Origin of the sequence: Ferruginibacter sp., from assembly GCF_028288465.1 — a bacterium.
Classification (GTDB): domain Bacteria; phylum Bacteroidota; class Bacteroidia; order Chitinophagales; family Chitinophagaceae; genus Ferruginibacter.
Genome location: NZ_JAQBNR010000045.1, coordinates 37,246 through 56,015 on the forward strand (window position 1 = coordinate 37,246; position 18,770 = coordinate 56,015).

The 18,770-nt window shown below is 41.5% G+C and carries 16 protein-coding genes and 1 pseudogene; 6 read left to right on the forward strand and 11 right to left on the reverse strand.

All coding sequences use genetic code 11. The features are described from left to right. Nucleotides 1–32: 32 nt before the first annotated feature. A complete protein-coding gene (gene folP, locus JWR61_RS17270) occupies nt 33–863 on the forward strand; it encodes a dihydropteroate synthase (RefSeq protein ID WP_301928994.1) in 831 nt (276 codons plus the stop codon). A 22-nt stretch (nt 864–885) separates the two neighbouring features. Here the strand turns inward: folP and JWR61_RS17275 are convergent, their stop codons facing one another. Then, entirely contained in the window at nt 886–2,694 is a 1,809-nt protein-coding gene (locus tag JWR61_RS17275; protein WP_301928995.1) for an ABC transporter ATP-binding protein, read from the reverse strand. 252 nt (nt 2,695–2,946) lie between these two features. Between JWR61_RS17275 and JWR61_RS17280 the strand changes: the two genes are divergently transcribed. Then, entirely contained in the window at nt 2,947–3,072 is a 126-nt protein-coding gene (locus JWR61_RS17280; protein ID WP_301928996.1) for a hypothetical protein, read from the forward strand. Between the two features lie 98 nt (nt 3,073–3,170). On the opposite strand, the gene JWR61_RS17285 is transcribed toward JWR61_RS17280, so the two are convergent. Together JWR61_RS17285 and rbsK are read right to left on the reverse strand one after the other, a co-directional pair. Next, nucleotides 3,171–4,169 carry a GRP family sugar transporter gene (locus JWR61_RS17285; protein ID WP_301928997.1) on the reverse strand — a complete coding sequence of 333 codons (999 nt, stop codon included), beginning with the start codon at nt 4,167–4,169 and terminating at the stop codon, nt 3,171–3,173. 25 nt (nt 4,170–4,194) lie between these two features. After that, nucleotides 4,195–5,091, reverse strand: a complete 897-nt coding sequence (gene rbsK, locus JWR61_RS17290; RefSeq protein ID WP_301928998.1) for a ribokinase — start codon at nt 5,089–5,091, stop codon at nt 4,195–4,197. 552 nt (nt 5,092–5,643) lie between these two features. Between rbsK and JWR61_RS17295 the strand changes: the two genes are divergently transcribed. Continuing rightward, nucleotides 5,644–6,123: an outer membrane beta-barrel protein gene (locus JWR61_RS17295; RefSeq protein WP_301928999.1), complete on the forward strand. Its 480-nt coding sequence runs from the start codon at nt 5,644–5,646 to the stop codon at nt 6,121–6,123. A gap of 111 nt (nt 6,124–6,234) precedes the next feature. On the opposite strand, the gene JWR61_RS17300 is transcribed toward JWR61_RS17295, so the two are convergent. From JWR61_RS17300 to JWR61_RS17320, 6 genes and pseudogenes are all read right to left on the reverse strand, one after another. Then, nucleotides 6,235–6,612 (reverse strand): hypothetical protein, encoded by a 378-nt coding sequence (locus JWR61_RS17300; RefSeq protein WP_301929000.1) that lies wholly within the window; start codon nt 6,610–6,612, stop codon nt 6,235–6,237. Between the two features lie 528 nt (nt 6,613–7,140). After that, complete coding sequence (locus JWR61_RS17305; RefSeq protein ID WP_301929001.1) at nt 7,141–9,657, reverse strand: DNA gyrase/topoisomerase IV subunit A; 2,517 nt, start codon at nt 9,655–9,657, stop codon at nt 7,141–7,143. Nucleotides 9,658–9,669: 12 nt separating this feature from the next. Then, nucleotides 9,670–10,056 (reverse strand): VOC family protein, encoded by a 387-nt coding sequence (locus JWR61_RS17310; RefSeq protein ID WP_301929002.1) that lies wholly within the window; start codon nt 10,054–10,056, stop codon nt 9,670–9,672. Nucleotides 10,057–10,059: 3 nt separating this feature from the next. Then, entirely contained in the window at nt 10,060–10,869 is an 810-nt protein-coding gene (locus JWR61_RS17315) for a DUF1835 domain-containing protein (RefSeq protein ID WP_301929003.1), read from the reverse strand. Between the two features lie 64 nt (nt 10,870–10,933). Then, nucleotides 10,934–11,146 (reverse strand): annotated as a pseudogene (locus JWR61_RS28295) (four helix bundle protein); the annotation flags it as partial. A 235-nt stretch (nt 11,147–11,381) separates the two neighbouring features. Further along, the gene (locus JWR61_RS17320; RefSeq protein ID WP_301929004.1) at nt 11,382–13,289 is read right to left on the reverse strand and encodes a DNA topoisomerase IV subunit B; all 1,908 of its coding nucleotides are present in this window, start codon (nt 13,287–13,289) and stop codon (nt 11,382–11,384) included. Between the two features lie 518 nt (nt 13,290–13,807). On the opposite strand from JWR61_RS17320, the gene JWR61_RS17325 reads away from it, so the two are divergent. The 3 genes from JWR61_RS17325 to JWR61_RS17335 all read left to right on the forward strand — a co-directional run bounded on the left by JWR61_RS17325 (nt 13,808) and on the right by JWR61_RS17335 (nt 16,924). After that, on the forward strand, nt 13,808–15,553 hold the full coding sequence (locus JWR61_RS17325; protein WP_301929005.1) for a M48 family metallopeptidase: 1,746 nt from the start codon (nt 13,808–13,810) through the stop codon (nt 15,551–15,553). 420 nt (nt 15,554–15,973) lie between these two features. Further along, nucleotides 15,974–16,480 carry a BON domain-containing protein gene (locus JWR61_RS17330; protein ID WP_301929006.1) on the forward strand — a complete coding sequence of 169 codons (507 nt, stop codon included), beginning with the start codon at nt 15,974–15,976 and terminating at the stop codon, nt 16,478–16,480. Between the two features lie 27 nt (nt 16,481–16,507). Then, nucleotides 16,508–16,924 carry an SH3 domain-containing protein gene (locus JWR61_RS17335; protein WP_301929007.1) on the forward strand — a complete coding sequence of 139 codons (417 nt, stop codon included), beginning with the start codon at nt 16,508–16,510 and terminating at the stop codon, nt 16,922–16,924. Between the two features lie 179 nt (nt 16,925–17,103). Here the strand turns inward: JWR61_RS17335 and JWR61_RS17340 are convergent, their stop codons facing one another. Next, nucleotides 17,104–18,531 (reverse strand): L-serine ammonia-lyase, encoded by a 1,428-nt coding sequence (locus JWR61_RS17340; RefSeq protein ID WP_301929008.1) that lies wholly within the window; start codon nt 18,529–18,531, stop codon nt 17,104–17,106. Between the two features lie 10 nt (nt 18,532–18,541). After that, a partial coding sequence (locus JWR61_RS17345; protein WP_301929009.1) for an FKBP-type peptidyl-prolyl cis-trans isomerase occupies nt 18,542–18,770 on the reverse strand: 229 nt, incomplete at its 5' end.

Sequence of the window (18,770 nt, forward strand, 5' to 3'; positions counted from 1 at the left end):
TGTTAATTGTCAAAAATACTTGTTTCTGCCTGATGTACACACTTAACTGCAAAGGAAAATTATTGGTCATTGAAAAACCGCTGGTGATGGGGATATTGAATGCAACGCCTGATTCTTTTTATGATCAGTACCCCGAAAAAAGTTTATCAGCTATCCTTGCGGTGGCAGCAGAAATGATCAGTGAAGGCGCCAATATACTGGATATTGGCGGGCAAAGTACACGGCCCGGAAGCAGCACCGTTTCAGCAGATGAAGAAACTGCAAGGGTACTCCCGGTAATACATGCGCTACTTGAAAGATACCCGGATATTATTTTATCTGTCGATACATTTTACAGCCAGGTAGCCGCTGCTGCTGTGAATGCGGGCTCCGTTATTGTGAATGACATCAGTGCTGGGAATATGGATGCCGCCATGTTGTCCACGGTAGCAGGTCTGCAGGTTCCGTACATATGTATGCATATGCGGGGGACTCCCCAAACCATGCAGCAGTATACAACCTATGATGATATTGTTAAAGAAGTACTTGATTTTTTTATTCATAAATTAGAAGAATGTACCAAAGCAGGAATTAAGGATATTATTATTGACCCTGGTTTTGGTTTTGCCAAAACAATACAACAAAATTTTACCTTACTAAAACATCTGGATGTCTTCAGGATGCTGGATAAACCAATACTGGCAGGACTTTCGAGGAAAAGCACGGTATACAAAACGCTTAATACAACTGCGGCTGAGGCACTGAATGGAACAACTGTTTTGAATACGCTGGCTCTTGAAAACGGAGCAGGTATTTTAAGGGTGCATGATGTAAAGGAAGCAAAAGAGGTGTGCGCACTTGTTGAAAAATATAAACATGCTTAATGTTTGTGTATTACATAAAGAGCTATTGATATCCCTTTGCCTGCAGGTTAAAAAGTTCGGCATAGCGACCGTTATTTTTTAGCAAGCTATTGTGGTCACCAGACTCCAACAGTTGACCTTTTTCCAGCACAAGAATTCTGTCGGCCATACGTACTGTTGAAAACCGATGGGATATCAACACCGCTGTTTTTCCCCGGGTTAGTTCTGTAAATCTTTCAAACACTTCGTATTCGGCTCTTGCGTCAAGGGCCGCCGTTGGCTCATCCAAAATCAGTAACTGCGCTTCTTTCATATAAGCCCTTGCCAGCGCAATCTTCTGCCACTCTCCGCCGGAAAGTTCTACACCCTGATTAAACCGTTTGCCCAGTGCCTGCGCATATTTACCGGGAAGTCTTTGCACCATTTTGTCTGCCAGGCTTTGTTTGGCTGCGTGTTCAATTAGTCCGTTGTTTTCTTTTTCAGCAATGTTGCCGACTGCGATATTTTGTGATACCGTCATCTGGTAACGGATATAATCCTGGAAGATAATGCCCACTTCTTTTCGCAATTCGGTAAGGTCATATTCTTTCAGGTCATGATTATCCAGTAATATCCTTCCTTCCGTCGGATCATATAATCTTGCCAGGAGTTTAACCAGCGTTGTTTTGCCTGCCCCATTCTCCCCCACCAGGGCTAATTTTTCACCAGCGTGGAGCGTAAAACTCAGGTGCCGGTTTGCCCAGCGGTCTGAATGATGATATTTAAACCCTACATCTTCAAACACAAAACCTGTTTGTATAGGATTTGGAAAAGGCCTTGCATCAGGGGACAATTTAATTTTAGGTTGGATTTCAAAAAAATCAAAAAAATCTTTCAGGTAAATAGCGCCCTGGGATACAGCAGTAAAGCGGGAAAGAATGGTTTCCAGCAAACTCCTCAGCTGTCGGAAAGAACCGGCGAGAAAAGTCAATGCACCAATAGATTGTTTGCCCGTAATGGTGGTAGCAATAATAAAAATGTAAGCCCCGTAATAGCCGGCGCTGCCCAAAATAGCAAAGATGGTTCCCCATAATGAACGCTTTACTGATAGTGCTTTGTTATCCTTATAAAACTGATTGGACAACTGCCGGAAACGGTCGGTAAGAAAATTGGAGAGATTAAATATTTTTACCTCTTTGGCTGTTTCATCACTTGCCCCGATGTACCTGATATAATCCAGTTCTCTGCGTTCTGGTGTTTGCCTTCGGTTGAGCGAATAATTTTTATCATTGAAATAAGCCTCGCCCAAAAACGCAGGTATTACGGCAACAATCAACAGCAGTATCAGCCAGGGATTAAAAACAACGAGTCCTGCGGCAAGGAAGAGCATGGTTATCAGGTCCTGTACCTGGCCTAATACCTGCGATAACAGGATCGTGCGCCCTGCAGTTTGCTGGCGGGCCCGTTCCAGTTTATCGTAAAATGTGGAATCTTCAAACTGGTCGAGGTCCAGTGTAGCAGCATGTTTCATTATCCGGATGCTGGTGAAGTTACTAAACAGATCGCCCAGTAAACCGTCAACCAGATTGGTAGCCCGTGTTAATGCATCTGATAAAATAGCCAGCCCAAATTCAATTGCCACCAGCCGCCATAAAAAAGTATGTGGTACCGCAGTGGTGCTATGGGTCAGCAACACCACTTCGTCAATAATTAATTTCCCGGTGTACAAAATGGCCAGGGGTATAGCGGATCTTACAACCCGAAGCGCTATACTGCAACTCGTAAGTAACCTGCTTGTTTGCCACACAAGTTGAAAAAATGAAGGGAGATTACTGAGTGCGGAAAAGCGTTCTTTTAAACTGATAGCGGCCATATATATTATTGAGGATGTAAAACTAACGCAACTTAATTTGCGTGATGGCTTTTCACCCGAAAATACCAAGTGCTAAAAAAAACAAAAAACCGGCTGCATTAAAATGTGCGCTGTAAACCTGCAGACTATTTTCCTGTCTTTAATACAAACAACACATAATTATGAAAATTTACTACTACAAAAGACAAAACAAATGGTTGTAAAATTTCAGTAAAGACAAACAACATTTCCCAATAATTAAAACATTTTACCATGAAAAAGATCTACGAAAAAATTTACAGCAGTTCAAAAAAAGAGTTAGGAATTAAAGCATACGGTATGTTGATTACGACCCTTTCCGCCGCTTACCTGTTAGCCTATATTTTTATAGTACATTAACCGACATAATATAAAAAAGAACAGGCAATTAAATTGCTTATGTATAGGTGTTATGCCAGCTGGATTTTAAAAAAAGCTACGGCAATTTGGCCATCTGCTTATTTGGAAAATATTATCATCGTTAGTCCGGCGATGTATAAAAGTAACATTACGTTTAACAATTTTTTTGTACCGGCAGGCGCTTTGTCAAATTCCTTCCAAACGTATATACCCCAAAGCGCAGCAATTACGGTAGCCCCCTGTCCTAACCCATACGATACGGCTGGCCCGGCTTTACCAGATGCAATGATACTAAGGCTCATACCAATGCTCCAGATTGCGCCGCCAGCGATACCTACCAAATGATCTTTACCTAAACCTTTAAAATAACCGGCAAACGACACGGGTTCCCCGGTAAAAGGCTTTTTCATTTGTAAAGTGTTAAATAAAAAACTGCTTATAACAATACCAGTTGAAAAAATTACCAATGCAGTGTACGGCGTTAACTTTCCGGGTTCCGGGTCAGTAAAATTAGTTACCATAGAACTGGCCACATATTTATAAAACAGGCCCATCAGGCAACCACTTATTACTGAAAGCAGAAGGCCTTTTTCTGACAGTTTTATGGCAGCACCTGCTTTTAATTTTTGGTAGGCGCGTGCATTTAAAATAATGGCTAACGATATTAAGGCTACGCCGCTAAAGATTAATAGAGGGTTACCTTGCGGCACGGCAATATAATTTACAATTACCCCCAGTACCAACGCAATACCGATGCCTACTGGAAAGGCAACCGACATGCCAGCAATGCCGATAGCCGCTACCAGTAAAATATTGGCAAGGTTAAAGATAACTCCGCCTGCAAATGCAGCAAATAAACTGGCCGATTGAGCCTGTTTCAAATCCTCCATAAAAGCTCTTCCGTGGCTGCCACTGCTGCCTAATGTAAAAGCAAGCACCAGGGTGGTAAGCAAAATCCCAAATCCATAATCCCAGTAAAATAGTTCGAACCTCCAGCTGGCGCTGGTGAGTTTTGTTGTATTGGCCCACGACCCCCAGCAGAGCATGGTAATAACGCAGAGGAATATCGCTAATCCGTAATTTTCTACAATAAACATACTGTTGTTTTTATTTATTAATTTCTTACAAGCCAAGTTCGCTTCTATATGGCACAGATGCCTGTGCACCCAGCCGCGTTACAGAAACGGCCGCAGCATCTACGGCAAATTGTACAGCTTTTTGCCAGTTCATATTTTCTGTGAGCGCCACCGTTACAGCGCCGCTGAATGTATCGCCTGCAGCAGTAGTATCAATCGCATTTACTGTTGGTGCTGGTATCGTAAATGCCTCTTCCTTGTTTTTAAAATAAGCGCCTTGACGGCCCTGTGTTATGATTACGTTTTGCACACCTTTGTCCAACAAAATACCTGCTGCTTTTGACGCAGAAATGGTATCTGTTACTGTTATGCCGGTTAAAAATGCCACCTCCGTTTCATTGGGTGTAATTAAAAACAGGCCTGATATTAATTCATCCGGCAACAACATTGCAGGTGCAGGATTCAATATTATTCTTTGTCTGTTTAACCTCGCTTTATTTACAACGGCGGAAATTGTAGTCACAGGTATTTCCAGTTGCATCAGTATAATTCCGGCCTCGTGCAGCGAAACTTTTTCAATATCTGCAGGCTGCAGGCAGGCATTGGCACCAGGTGCAACTGCAATACAATTTTCTCCTTCGTGGTTTACGATAATCAACGCAACGCCTGATGGGGACTGCTCATCTGTAAAGACAAATTCTGTATCAATATTTTCTTTCTGCAGGTCCGCAACAGTTTGTCTGCCGAAAATATCGTTACCAACTTTTGCAACAAAAGTAACCTCACCTCCCAACCGGGCCGCTGCCACTGCCTGGTTGGCTCCTTTTCCTCCCGCGTTCATAAAGAAGGTGCCGCCTAAAACTGTTTCGCCGGGAAATGGTAATGTGGCACATTTTACAACCATGTCAGTATTGGCGCTTCCTATGACAATTATTTTTTTCATTACAATTTTTGTATTTAGGCTGGTTTAGATCAAAGACTTGAAAGGCATCGCAAAACTCAGGGTAATATTGCTTCTGTTAACCGCATCAACAGCACCCAAACTATAAGTTGGAGCATTTATTTACCCAGTGTTTATCGTAGAGTGAAGGATATAAACCTCCTGAAAATGTGCAATCGATTTTATTAACGGCGGAGACTTGCTAAAAATTGAAGATAAGCTTTTATGTGAAAATCACGATTACCCGACTTTAACAATATGCTTCCTTTTTTAAATTATCTACCGGCACTATCATCTTTAATACTATCGGCGTTATGGTTATGCAACGAAAGAGATCCAATAGTAAATAAAGTTTCAAACATCAGAAAGGAAGGCTTATAGCCGTACAATTTCAGACCTGCATATCCTATATACACCAGCATACAATCAATACACTTATTGATAGTACAATCCAGTGGTCGAAAAGAAATGGTAATATAACCGCGATTATTGTTTTTTGCTTAATATTGCTTTTCAGATTAAAATCTAATTTCTTAAACCAACTTGAAAACAAACATGAAAAAACTTTTCTTCGCAGCAGTCTGCATGATCGCAATCACCACAACTAAAGCACAAAAATCTGATCTTAAATTCCAGGGTGGAATCAACGTAGGTATTCCGGCACACAACCTGGGTGGGACCTCATTGGGACTTGGTTTAGATCTGCTGGCTCATTACAGCCTTTCACCGCAAGCCGCCATCACAGGCGACGTTGGATACACTGCCTTGTTTGGCAAAAATGGCGCAACAACTACTAATTTAATCCCTATCAGAGCCGGGCTTCGTTTTTATCCTTCTGACAATTTTTTTGTCGCTGGCAAGATTGGCGCCGGCTTTATCTCCAACAGCGGATCAAGCGTTACAACCACAGCTTACTCGTTTGGCATCGGTTATAAAATTGACACAAAGCTTGAATTGGGTGCATCTTATGATGGATACAGTAAAGATGGAACGGTAGGTTTAATCAATCTCCGTTTAGGCTATTTTTTTAACTAGGTAATAAACTAATTTAACAAAAAATCCCGTGAATGGTTTCACGGGATTTTTTGTTCTTAAATAGGTAAAGTATTAATTGACAGGGGCACTAATCATTTCTTAATATAACGTTTAGTGCTTGCCATGAGGTCCTTTTTTGCCACCCCTGTTACCACCATGGTCATGCTCTCTTTTCTTAACTTGTCCCGGAGCATAGTCGGTTGCAGAACCGCCATAAATTTTCTTCGCCTGGCCGGGTGGTAAATGTGTTCGCCGGCTTCTTGTGTATACCCTGTCGTCGTCTCTTCTTTCGTCATTCCTTCGGTCTTCGCCCCGTATAATATTGGGAAGACTTGCTGTGTTGTTGGTGGGTTTAGATTTCTTTGGTCCGGATCCGGGAATTACATCGTAGACACTTTTTTGTGCTGCTACATTAATTGACCCAAATAATAAAAACGAAAAAATTGCAGCCATTGCTGCTTTTTTGCATTGTGTTGCGTGGTTATTCATATCAGAGGTTTTGTTTTCAATAGTGCAGGCAATTACTTTGCCAGAAATACAGGTGGATTGAATCGTTCTGTAACAGTAAAGGATTATAACGTGTAATGGAGTTAAATATTTTTGTTCCGAAAGTAAAATATATCATATGGAAATACGGAAACAGTAAATCCATTCATGGGTTTGACCAGGTAGCCATTCAACCACTGAGCCGGTTTAAGCAGCATACAAGGTGTTTTTTTCCCGAATGCTTCAAATATTCAGGCGGGTATATGGGTGTTTAAGGTTATATTTTATTGCCGTTCCTTGCTGCAATAATAATTCGCTTCTTTTATCAGCACATTTCCTTCGAACTACCGCAAATCAACACAGGCAGCTTAGTTATTTTCTTCTAATTTTTGTTATATAAATGCTGCTGGTTTTACATATGCCTGGGATTTTAATTTGCAGCTCCGGATTTGAAAGTTTTGCCCAAAGCTGCAAAAGTACAAGAGGGCAACGCAACAGTGTACTACAAGGTATCTTCAGCCCGGGCAAAAATTAAAACAGCTCCGGCTGTGCATTTTCATCATCGATTTTTTTCTCCCACTCCATTTCCACGCTTTTAGAATATTCTGTAAGCTTGGCTCCGACCGCTTTCCAGCCCATTACTTCCACCATATTCTTTACCTTGAATTTGGCGCTGCGTACCAGTTGTCCACGGCCGGTTCTTACAATCAGCAACGGTTCATCGTCTGTCGTTACCATTTCCAGGCGGTTGTCTTTGCCTTCCTTAATGAAGAAGAACTTACTTTTTAATGTGGTCGTTTCAATTTTAAAACGCTTGATATTATACTGCAATTTTTCATTGTCCAGGTACACAGCCGTAACAATTTTGTCCGCTTTAAACTTCTCTATAAGTAATATCTTTTCTGGGTCAAAACGTTGCATTAACTCCTGGTCAGTGATCTCGTAATTGCCATCGTTGTAAATAACGAGAATTCTGTCTTCTGCATCAAACTTGCCAAGGTACTCCCCTTTTTCTTCAGTATTCAAGCGACCGAACTTATTATCAAACCAAAGCTTTTTAGCATCCAGCGTTGACTTGCCGGCTTCCTTAAACTTAACTGACTTTACAGGATATTTTGTTACCTGGTTGCCGATGCTGCTACGGCCTTTTATTTCAAGTTCTTCAAAATAAAATTCCAGTTCTTTTTTCTTAGCAGTGCAATTGGGACTTAACACAATCTTTACCACCTCCGCCTCGCCGTTTGGATTCGCTGAAAAATAATGCACCCGGCTTTTTTCTGCCCCTTTGGTAAGATCGTATTCCTTATCCCTTGTGATGCCTGTTACATTAAAACGCTTGGCGTAAGTAACACCCGTTTTTCCGTCCACATACACCAGGTTATAAGTGGTACGTTCATCATTTTTTTGGAAGACGGCAACATGGATAATGTCTTTACCAATAAATATTTTATCGGATACCCTCACTACTTTCATGATGCCGCTTTTTGTAAAAGCAATGATGTCATCCAGGTCGGAAACCTCCGCAACAAATTCATCTTTTTTAAGTCCTGTGCCTATAAAACCATCCGCATAATTTACGTAAAGCTTAATATTGGCAATGGCTACGCTCTTGGCCTGTATGGTATCAAACTGCCTGATCTCTGTTTTACGCTCGCGGCCTTTACCATATTTTTTTAACAGGTTTTCATAGTAGGCTACGGCAAATTCCGTCAGGTGTTCCAGGTCGTATTTAACCTGTTTGATATCTCCTTCCAATCCTTTTATCTGCTCATTGAGTTCATCAATATCCAGTTTGTAAATGCGGCGCACTGGCTTCTCCGTTAGTTTAACGATATCTTCCCGTGTAATTGGCCGGCGCAGCAATTTTTTGAATGGTTCAAAGGCTTTGTCAATTGCCGTAAGCACCTTTTCCCAGGTCTCGTGCTTCTTCTCTAACTCTTTGTATATTTTTTCCTCAAAAAATATTTTTTCAAGCGAAGTATAATGCCATTTTTCCTGCAGTTCGTTGAGCTTGATTTCAAGCTCTCTTTTCAGCAGGTCTTTTGTATTATCGGCCGACACCCGTAATAATTCCGGCACGCCTAAAAACTGCGGACGGTCTTTTACGATTACACAGGCATTGGGCGAAATACTGACTTCACAATCTGTAAACGCATACAAGGCATCAATGGTAATATCAGGCGAAATACCCGGTGCAAGTTCAATGATGATTTCGACTTCGGCAGCCGTATGATCATTTACCTTTTTGATTTTTATTTTTCCCTGATCGGTGGCTTTTACAATACTCTCCATCAGCTGGGTAGTAGTAACGCCATAAGGCACACTCCTGATCACCAGTGTTTTTTTATCCAGCTCTTCAATAATGGCCCTTACCCTGATTTTACCGCCGCGTTTACCATCGTTGTAGTTGCTGGCATCCATGGTGCCGCCGGTTAAAAAGTCCGGTAACAGCTCAAACTTTTTGCCTTTTAAATATTTGATGGAAGCATCTATGAGTTCACAAAAATTGTGAGGTAAAATTTTAGTTGCCAGCCCCACCGCAATACCTTCGGCACCCTGTGCCAGCAGCAGGGGAAATTTCATCGGCAAGGTTACCGGCTCATTTTTTCTGCCATCATAACTCAGCGCCCAGTCGGTGGTTTTATTATTGAACGCTACTTCCAGCGCAAATTTGCTGAGCCTTGCCTCAATGTACCTTGGCGCTGCCGCATCATCGCCGGTACGTACATCGCCCCAGTTTCCCTGGGTTTCAATCAGCAGGTCTTTTTGACCCAGGTTTACCAGTGCATCACCAATACTCATATCTCCATGCGGATGGTATTGCATCGACTGCCCGATGATATTGGCCACCTTATTGAAACGACCGTCATCCATTTCCTTCATGGCGTGCAGGATGCGGCGCTGTACCGGTTTTAAGCCATCTTCAATAGCAGGTACCGCTCTTTCCAATATTACATAACTGGCGTAGTTTAAAAACCATGTTTTGTACTGCCCGCCAATACCACTGTCTGTGTGTATGTAGTCTTCTTTATTTTTACTTGTTGCCATTGTTATTTCCCCTTATACTTCATACAATTCCAGCGGTTGCCCGTTGGGATCGTAAAAAAAACAAAACTTTTTATTGGTTAATTCATCCACTCTGATACCCTGTACATCTACGCCTTTGCCTGCGAGTTCAGCTACTGACGCTTCCATATTTTCCACCGCGAACGCCAGGTGCCGCAAGCCTTTTTGTTCCGGAAAAGAAGCCCGTTCCTTAAAGTCCGGAAAAGAAAATAATTCAATTTGGTATTGCCCGTTGATGGTTAAATCCAGCTTGTATGACTTTCGTTCTTCCCGGTATGTTTCGGCCAATATTTTAAAACCCAGCACCTCGGTATAGAACGTCTTGCTGCGCTCATAATCATCGGTTAAAATGGCTATATGGTGAATGGCTTTGATGTTCATTGGTTATCCTTTTGTTTTTATTTCAAACTCTTTCATGTTGCCCACCTTGCCTTGTACATCAAATATATCCTGCCCTATCAGCACTTTCAAACGCCACAACAGGTAAGCATCACCGGTAGTATGTTTAGCTTTGCTTGCATACTGATGTATAATTTTAGAGGCCTTTTGCCAGTCGGGTGTAATCAATTTTTTTAACTCAGCATCATAAAAATCATAGTCTTCCTGGGCGAGCTTTTTACCCCCTTCCAGTAAGCGGATGCCTTTGTTTTCGTTGCATAGTTTGGTCCATTCGTCCGGGTCAACTTCAAACTCACTCAGGGTTATTTCCCGGGCAAGTTTTTTCGCTTTCAAAAATTCCTTTGCCGGAATTTCGTGTAACCAGTTGGGGTAAAAGATATTTCCCTTTTCATTGATGAAAGGCAAGTTGTTGAGGTATAAAATAAACACCCGGCCCTGGAACTCCTGCATGTATTTCAGCAACCAGTAATAGCCACTCACATCGTGTTTGTTTTGTGCAGCCCAAATCCAGATGATTTCTTCTTCATTCCTCCTCATCGTGCCAACCAGTTCGGCAACTGTTTTATAGTCATCCACGTCACCACTGTCAGCTTTGCCATCATAATCGCCACCAGCCAGTACTTCCCGCCACCATTGTTTACGTGCTTCAATACCTTCGCCTACATAGATATTTTTCAGTGGGCCAACTGCATAATCATCTTTTATCTGCATTACTTCTCCCTGCAGGCTTTCATCCAATGCGATGGCTTCTTTGATAACTTTTATATCTGCTTCGTTAAATACAATATGAATCATGATTTTAATTAAGAATTAATAATTATAAATTAATAATTCTTTTGTTGTTTGGAGTGTATAAAATTTAAAAAAAGTTTTCATTATCCTTCCGGCATTTGCTACATTTTGTCAAATTTAAAATTGCTGTTAGAATTTTAATTATTTCTTCGCAATCGCTGATAAAAGATTCTGCAAGTTTGCTTTCCAGTAATTCACTTTCTTTCATAAGTCTTAAACAATATCTTGTTTCTCTTGCTTCCCTATATGCTATCTCCAATTTATGTGCAAAGTCCTTTCTGGATGATCCGCCAACTGGTTCCTCAACATTGGCCCCAACCGAAGTTCCGCTTCTTAATAATTAATTGCAAACACAAATCTCTTTCAACTTTGGTCTCTTTCAAATGAACAAACAGCTTAACAATCCGCAAACTAAATTGAACTGTTTTATCAAGAATGAGGTTGTCATTTTTCATACACCAAGTAATTTATGAACTGACCGTTGTTAGAATAATTATTAATTTTTAATTAACCAACTACCCTTCCAACACCTCTTTCCCATTTTCCACCAAATCAATTTCCAGTTGCAAATTATCGATGATAAATTCTTGCCTGGTTGGTGTGTTCTTACCCATATAATATTCCAGCAATTGCTGAATATGCGTATCAGGTAACATCATCACCGGCTGCAGTTTCATATCGCGGTTTATAAAACGTGCAAACTCTTCCGGGCTAATTTCTCCTAACCCTTTAAAGCGGGTAATCTCCGGCTTGCTGCCCAGTTTTTTTATTGCTGCCTGTTTCTCTGTTTCATCATAACAATATATGGTTTCCTGCTTATTGCGTACACGAAACAAGGGCGTTTCTAAAATATATACGTGGCCATTCTTCACCAGGTCTGGAAAAAATTGCAGGAAGAACGTCATCAGCAATAAACGGATATGCAACCCATCCACATCGGCATCTGTAGCAAAAACAATATTGTTGTAGCGCAGCGTTTCATAACCTTCTTCAATATTTAGCGCATGTTGTAACAGGTTGAATTCTTCATTTTCGTACACTACTTTTTTGGTAAGCCCGTAGCAATTTAATGGCTTACCACGCAAGCTAAAAACTGCCTGGGTATTCACGTTTCTTGCCTTGGTAATGCTACCGCTGGCACTGTCGCCCTCGGTGATAAAAATGGTACTTTCCTTTTGTTTTTCTAAAATATTGTCCTTGTCTTTTCCGCTAGCCTCGTCATTGTAATGAAACTTGCAATCCCTTAATTTTTTGTTGTGCAGGTTGGCTTTTTTGGCACGTTCGTTGGCCAGCTTGCGGATGCCGGATAATTCCTTCCGCTCCCGCTCGTTCTGCTCGATTCGTTTTTTTAATGCTTCTGCGGTGGCTGTATTTCTATGCAAAAAATTATTGAGCTCCTTGCCCAAAAAATCGCCTATAAAGTTGCGCATACTCGGGCCACCTTCATACACGTTTTGAGAGCCCAGTTTTGTTTTTGTCTGGCTTTCAAAGACCGGTTCCTGCACCCTTACCGAAATGGCAGCGCAAATGCTGCCGCGTATATCCGCCGCATCATAATCCTTCTTATAAAAATCACGGATGGTTTTTACATAACCTTCCCTGAAAGCGGCTAAATGTGTACCACCCTGTGTAGTAAACTGACCGTTGACAAAACTGTAATATTCTTCCCCGTAAGCATTCTCATGGGTCAGCGCCAGCTCAATATCTTCTCCTTTTAAATGTATAATCGGGTAGCGAATTTCGTCTTCATTCGTTTTGCGTTGCAACAAATCCAGCAGGCCATTTTTGCTTACATAGCGCTTGCCATTCAGGTTCATGACCAAGCCTGCGTTGAGGTAGCAGTAATTCCAGAACTGGTTGTCTAAATATTCCTGTACAAAATGGAAATTTTTAAAAATGGTTTCATCGGGGATGAAAGTTACAAATGTGCCGTTGTCTTCTTTGGTGACTACTTCCTTGTGTTCTTTTATCAAAACGCCTTTTTGAAATTCGGCAGTCTTTTCTTTACCTTCTCGATATGCAGTTACTTTAAAATAATCACTTAAAGCATTTACCGCTTTAGTACCCACACCATTCAACCCAACACTTTTTTGAAACGCTTTACTATCGTACTTGGCGCCGGTATTTATTTTGCTTACCACATCTACCACTTTACCCAGCGGAATACCACGGCCATAGTCTCTCACTGTTATCGTTTTCCCGTCAATGGTAACATCCACATGTTTACCATACCCCATGGTATGTTCATCAATACAATTGTCAATCACCTCTTTCATCAGCACATACACGCCATCATCAGCACTACTGCCATCGCCGAGTTTACCAATGTACATTCCCGGCCGTAAACGGATATGTTCTTTCCAATCCAGGCTCCGTATAGAGTCTTCATTGTAATCAGCCGCAATTTTTTCTCTTTCTGCCATTATATTTTTTTTGTCCGTACATTTTTTCTCAATCAGCATTCTCGCGTCGCCCGCTTGTACCGCATTCCCATGCTGAGCTTTTACCGAAGTGTGTCATAAATATGTTAGCATACACTTTTAAATTTAAACTTCAGCGGGCACAATCTACTAATTTATTTAGTATTTTTAAACAAAGGCAAATATAAGTAAAGCGCAATAGAGAAATTGCCAGGGGTTTTTAACACCTGTGTATAAAATAAATGTTCTGTACACAATTTTGATTGGCAACCGCAAACAGTCAATTTTTTAGTGCTGACAGGCTGATAACGATAACCTGAAGGTTTTCAGCCGGCAAAAAGCATAATAGTCACATCCGCTATGGCGCAGCACCGATTTTCCGCAACAATTCATCCCCGGGTCAATCAATGGGAAATAAAGAAATCACCAAACATTTTTTTTCTGCTAAATAATAAAATGTATTTTGTTATTAAACGGACAACATACCAAATAACTGCTGTTTACAATTTAACTACCAGATCATGCAAAAGAAAATGTTGTTAGCAATAACTTTTACAGGATTGCTTTTTTTATCGGCATTTCAATATTTACCCCGCCCCGAATCCATTGAACCGAAATTAATATCCCATCAAGAGGCGTTGAAAAATATATTCATTGTCCAATGTGCGCCAGACTGGAATCATTTAAACAGCGACAGCCTTGCTAAGGGTATATATATTCTAAAGGGATGGGGCAACTACCAATGGCCTATCGCATCCATAAACGATAGTGCCCGGTTATTCTTTCAGCAGGGCGTTAACATGTATTATTCTTTTCACATCATAGAAGCCATGGCCTCATTTAAAAAAGCTGCACAGTTTGATAGCACCAATGCGATGATTTGGTGGGCACAGGCCCTGGCTTACGGACCTAATATCAATGACTATGCGTATGCTGCCACACCGGAGGCGTTCGCCGCTGCACAAAGGGCGATGGCCTTGTCGGCATATTGTACTACTAAGGAAAAGACCCTGATAAAAGCCATGAGTGTTCGCTACATAGCCGATAGCACAACAAGCAGGACGATATTAAATCAATTATACGCAACCGAAATGCAAGAAGCATATCTCCAGTTTCCAAAAGATGCAGATATAGCCGCGTTGTATGCGGATGCCATGATGAACCTGCATCCCTGGGATTACTGGCAACACAATGGTGACGCCCAACCATGGACGCCACCTATACTGGAAGTACTTGAAAAAACGCTGCGGCTGTCACCCCTCCATCCAGGTGCCAATCACTATTATATTCATGCGGTTGAAGCATCTGCTAATCCACAGCGTGCGCTAAACAGCGCTCACCGGCTAGCGAAGATGATGCCTTCTGTTTCACACATGATACATATGCCGTCACACATTTACATCAGAAGTGGGATGTACAATGAAGGCGCCAGGGTTAACGAATTATCGTTAAAGGGATATAAAGAATACCTGGCTGCTTACCCGGACGTTGCAAACAGTGCACCGCTTTATCTAATCCACAATTTGCATATGCAATCGGCCTGCGCCATGCTTGGCAAAGGTTATACCTACAGCGCAAAAAGTGCAACTGCGTGCAGGGAAAGCTTTGACAGCACTTACATGTCCATGCCAGCCCCCTTCGGCACTTTTATGCAGTATATCTATATGACGCCAATGATCAATGATATCCGTTTTGGTAAATGGGATGCAGTTTTAAATGCACCGCCCATTCCTGAAAAATATGTATACGCAAGTGTTTTGGCACATTGGGCAAAAGGTATTGCACTGGCGCGAACAAACGAGATTACCCGGGCGAAGAAGGAATTAAACTGGTTGCAAACAAACATGCTACTCGGGGACATGCTGGTAGTAATGCAACCTTTCAACGCTCCCGCTGATGCCTCAAAAGTGGCTGAAAAATTACTGGCAGGTATTATTGCTGAACAGGAAAATAATTTAGGCTCAGCCATACGATTGTTTACAGAGGCGGTAAACAATGAAACGGAATTGATTTATAATGAACCCAGGGATTGGTTGCTGCCTGCAAGAGAATACCTGGGAGCAGCACTTTTAAAATCAGGGTCGTTTACAGAAGCTGAACGTATTTTTGAAGAAGATTTGAAAGAGAACCCAACGAATCACTGGGCGTTAAAAGGCTTATACGAGTGTTTGCAAAAGCAACAAAACAAAGCGGGTGCAGCTCTTGTTAAAAAACAATTGAATTCTATTGCAACGGCTGATATAAAAGACTTGCCCGTTGTATTTTAGATAATTATTTGAACATTAAAAAATCTGTGGAACTGCTGGCCGGTCTTAAATAAATTTGCAGGTTTCAATTAGGTCGCACGATTCTTCTCAAGCACATACCCTGTCACTTTTTGATCTCAGAGTGCAGTATTCATTTTAACAACTGAAGGTAAAATCCACAATTGTTAGTTAAACAGCATCTCCCACCTTCATCTGGTAGTGATCGAATATCACACCTGCCCTGCTTTTTTGCAATGTGGTACAAAAATTGACAAAAGAATTTGATTTTAACACGATTAGTAATAGTATTTTACTTACTACTAAAAAAAATGGCCTGTTATAGCACCAACAAAAAATCACAGTGAACTTGCTAAATAAATATAATAATATCTTTCTTTTTACCTTTCTTTGAACATTCATTTTAAACAAAAAATTACAACCATGAAATTGACAAAATTATTGATGGCCATTGCCATTATAACAACGGTAAGCTTTGTAAGCTGTAAACCTAAAGACGCAGACATTAAAGCCGCGGTAGAGGCTAAACTCAATGCCATGCCCGATATGATAAAAGGCGCAACAGTAGATGTAACTGACGGTGTTGCAACATTAAGCGGCGAATGTAAAGATGACATGTGCAAGGCAGAATGTGAAAAAGCAGCCAAAGAGGTAAAAGGTGTAAAGTCTGTAGTAGCCAATTTTACCCTCCCTGCCCCACCGCCGCCAGCAGTAGCTCCTCCAGCTTCGTTAACAACTACCATGGATGCTGCAGCTCAGCAAAAAGTAAAAGACGGCTTAAAAGACATCAAAGGTGTTACCGTAACATTTGAGGGAGATAAGGCGGTATTGACTGGAGATGTAAGCAAAGCAGACAGAATGAAAATTATGCAGATGCTGGCTGCTGCAAAAGTAAAATCAGATGTTAGCAAATTAGGAGACAAAAAATAATTACAATAAACTTAAAACGATAATAAAATGGCACTTCAGGAAAAATATGCAGAGTTGATACAATCAGCCACCACTATGGGTGTAGCCAACCTGGCTGTAGCAGAACAGGACGGCGTGTTGCATGTAAGCGGCACAGCAAAAAGTACGGCTGATTATGATGCACTATGGGCATTGTACAACAAAATTGATCCCAGTATGGCAAGTGGCGATCTGATGATGAATATTGATATTAAGGCAGATGCAGGGGCTCAGCTAAAAGTAACAACCGATTCAACCAATCTTAATATAAGAAGTACTCCCACTACAGAAGGCGCTATTGTAGGTAAGGCTGCACATGAAGAAATTGTTACACTTGTTGAAAAAACAGACGACAGCTGGTGGAAAATTAAGACAGCCAATGGCGAAGAAGGATATGCTTATGCCCAGTATCTTTCTCCATTGTAATAAATACCGGAGCAATTAATTCGAAGAGGCTGTATCGGCAATTGTCATATAGCCTCTTTCCTGTATTTATCCGCGCAAAGAAATTAATCCAGATTGTGGCTCCGGCATGACATTGTTAATCAGATACAATTAAATTTATCAGCTAATTTAACAGCAGGTAAGCTACGGATTATACCCTCCTAGCATTCACTTAAACTAATGGGAATATTGATGGCCAGGCCACCGTCTGAAGTTTCCTTGTATTTACTATTCATGTCCAGGGCCGTATCCCACATGGTCTTTATTACTGCATCAAGACTCACTTTTGCATAATCCGGAGTGCTTTGCAATGCAAGCTGGCTTGCGGTTATAGCCTTGATGGCGCCCATTGTATTTCTTTCAATGCATGGTATTTGCACCAGCCCCGCAATGGGATCGCAGGTTAGGCCCAGGTGATGTTCCATGGCTATTTCGGCCGCCATTAAAGTTTGCTTTTGTGTGCCGCCCATGCACTCAGTTAATGCTGCCGCAGCCATAGCACTGCTTACTCCAATTTCTGCCTGGCATCCGCCCATCGCCGCAGAGATAGTTGCCCCTTTTTTAAAGATGCATCCCACTTCACTAGCAGTTAGTAAAAAGCGAATAATTTTATCTTCGGTATTGCCATCACAAAAAAGAATATAGTATTGCAGAACAGCCGGTATTACCCCTGCAGCGCCGTTGGTTGGCGCTGTTACAACCCGTCCGAAAGAGGCATTTTCTTCATTCACCGCAAGGGCAAAACAACTTACCCAATCCAGTATGTATTTAAAATTATTGCCGCCTTGCCAGATAGCCGCAATCCAGCCATCGTAATCGTTGTAACTGCGATCCAGCAATAATTTTTTATTTAAATTAAAGCCCCGTCGTTTTACAAATAACCCGCCGGGCAAATTGCCCTGCGTATGGCACCCGCGGTACATACATTCTTTCATCACATTCCAAATCTGCAATATTCCTTGTCTAGTTGCCGGTTCGGGCCGCCAGGCGTTTTCATTTTCCATAACCACTTCACTTACATTCATACCGGTACGTATGCACCAATGCAAAAGATCTTCGGCAGTATTAATTGGAAAAGGTAAAACAGTTTCATTTTTTTTATCGGGTGAAAAACCTTCTTTTATAACGAACCCACCACCCACAGAATAATAAGTTTCGGCAAAGGTATCACCGTTGTGCAGGGTCACTAAAAAACTCAGCGCATTGGGATGAAACGGTAATGACTCTGTAATTAAAAATTCAATATCTTCCTGGGGATCAAACTCAATTTCATGGCGTCCATGCAGCAATATCTTTTTCATATTGCGGATATCATTCATTTTGGCCGTGATATTATCCACATCAAATGTTACCGGATCTTCACCACACAAGCCCAGCTGAACTGCAATATCAGTACCATGCCCGATGCCGGTTTTCGCCAGTGAGCCATACAACAACACTTCGATATTCTGCACCTGCTGCAGCAGGTCTTTTGCTGTAAGAGATTCTAAAAATTGTAAGGCAGCCTTCCAGGGCCCAAGCGTATGACTGCTGCTTGGCCCTACACCAATTTTAAACATATCAAATACTGAAATGGCTTCGTGGCGCAAGGTCAATTTTTTATTGAACTTCTAAAAGTTCGATTGTAAAAACCAGGTTAGAATTCGGAGGTATAGCTTGCCCGGAACCACTGGCTCCATAACCCAGTGAGGGTGGAATGTAAAGCGTAATGGAACCGCCTGGTTTGATCAATGGAATGCCGTACTTCCATCCTTCAATCAACTGTCCAAGCTGAAATGTAGTACCGCTTGTATTTTGGTCAAATGGTGTGGTGGTTGTCAGTAATCTG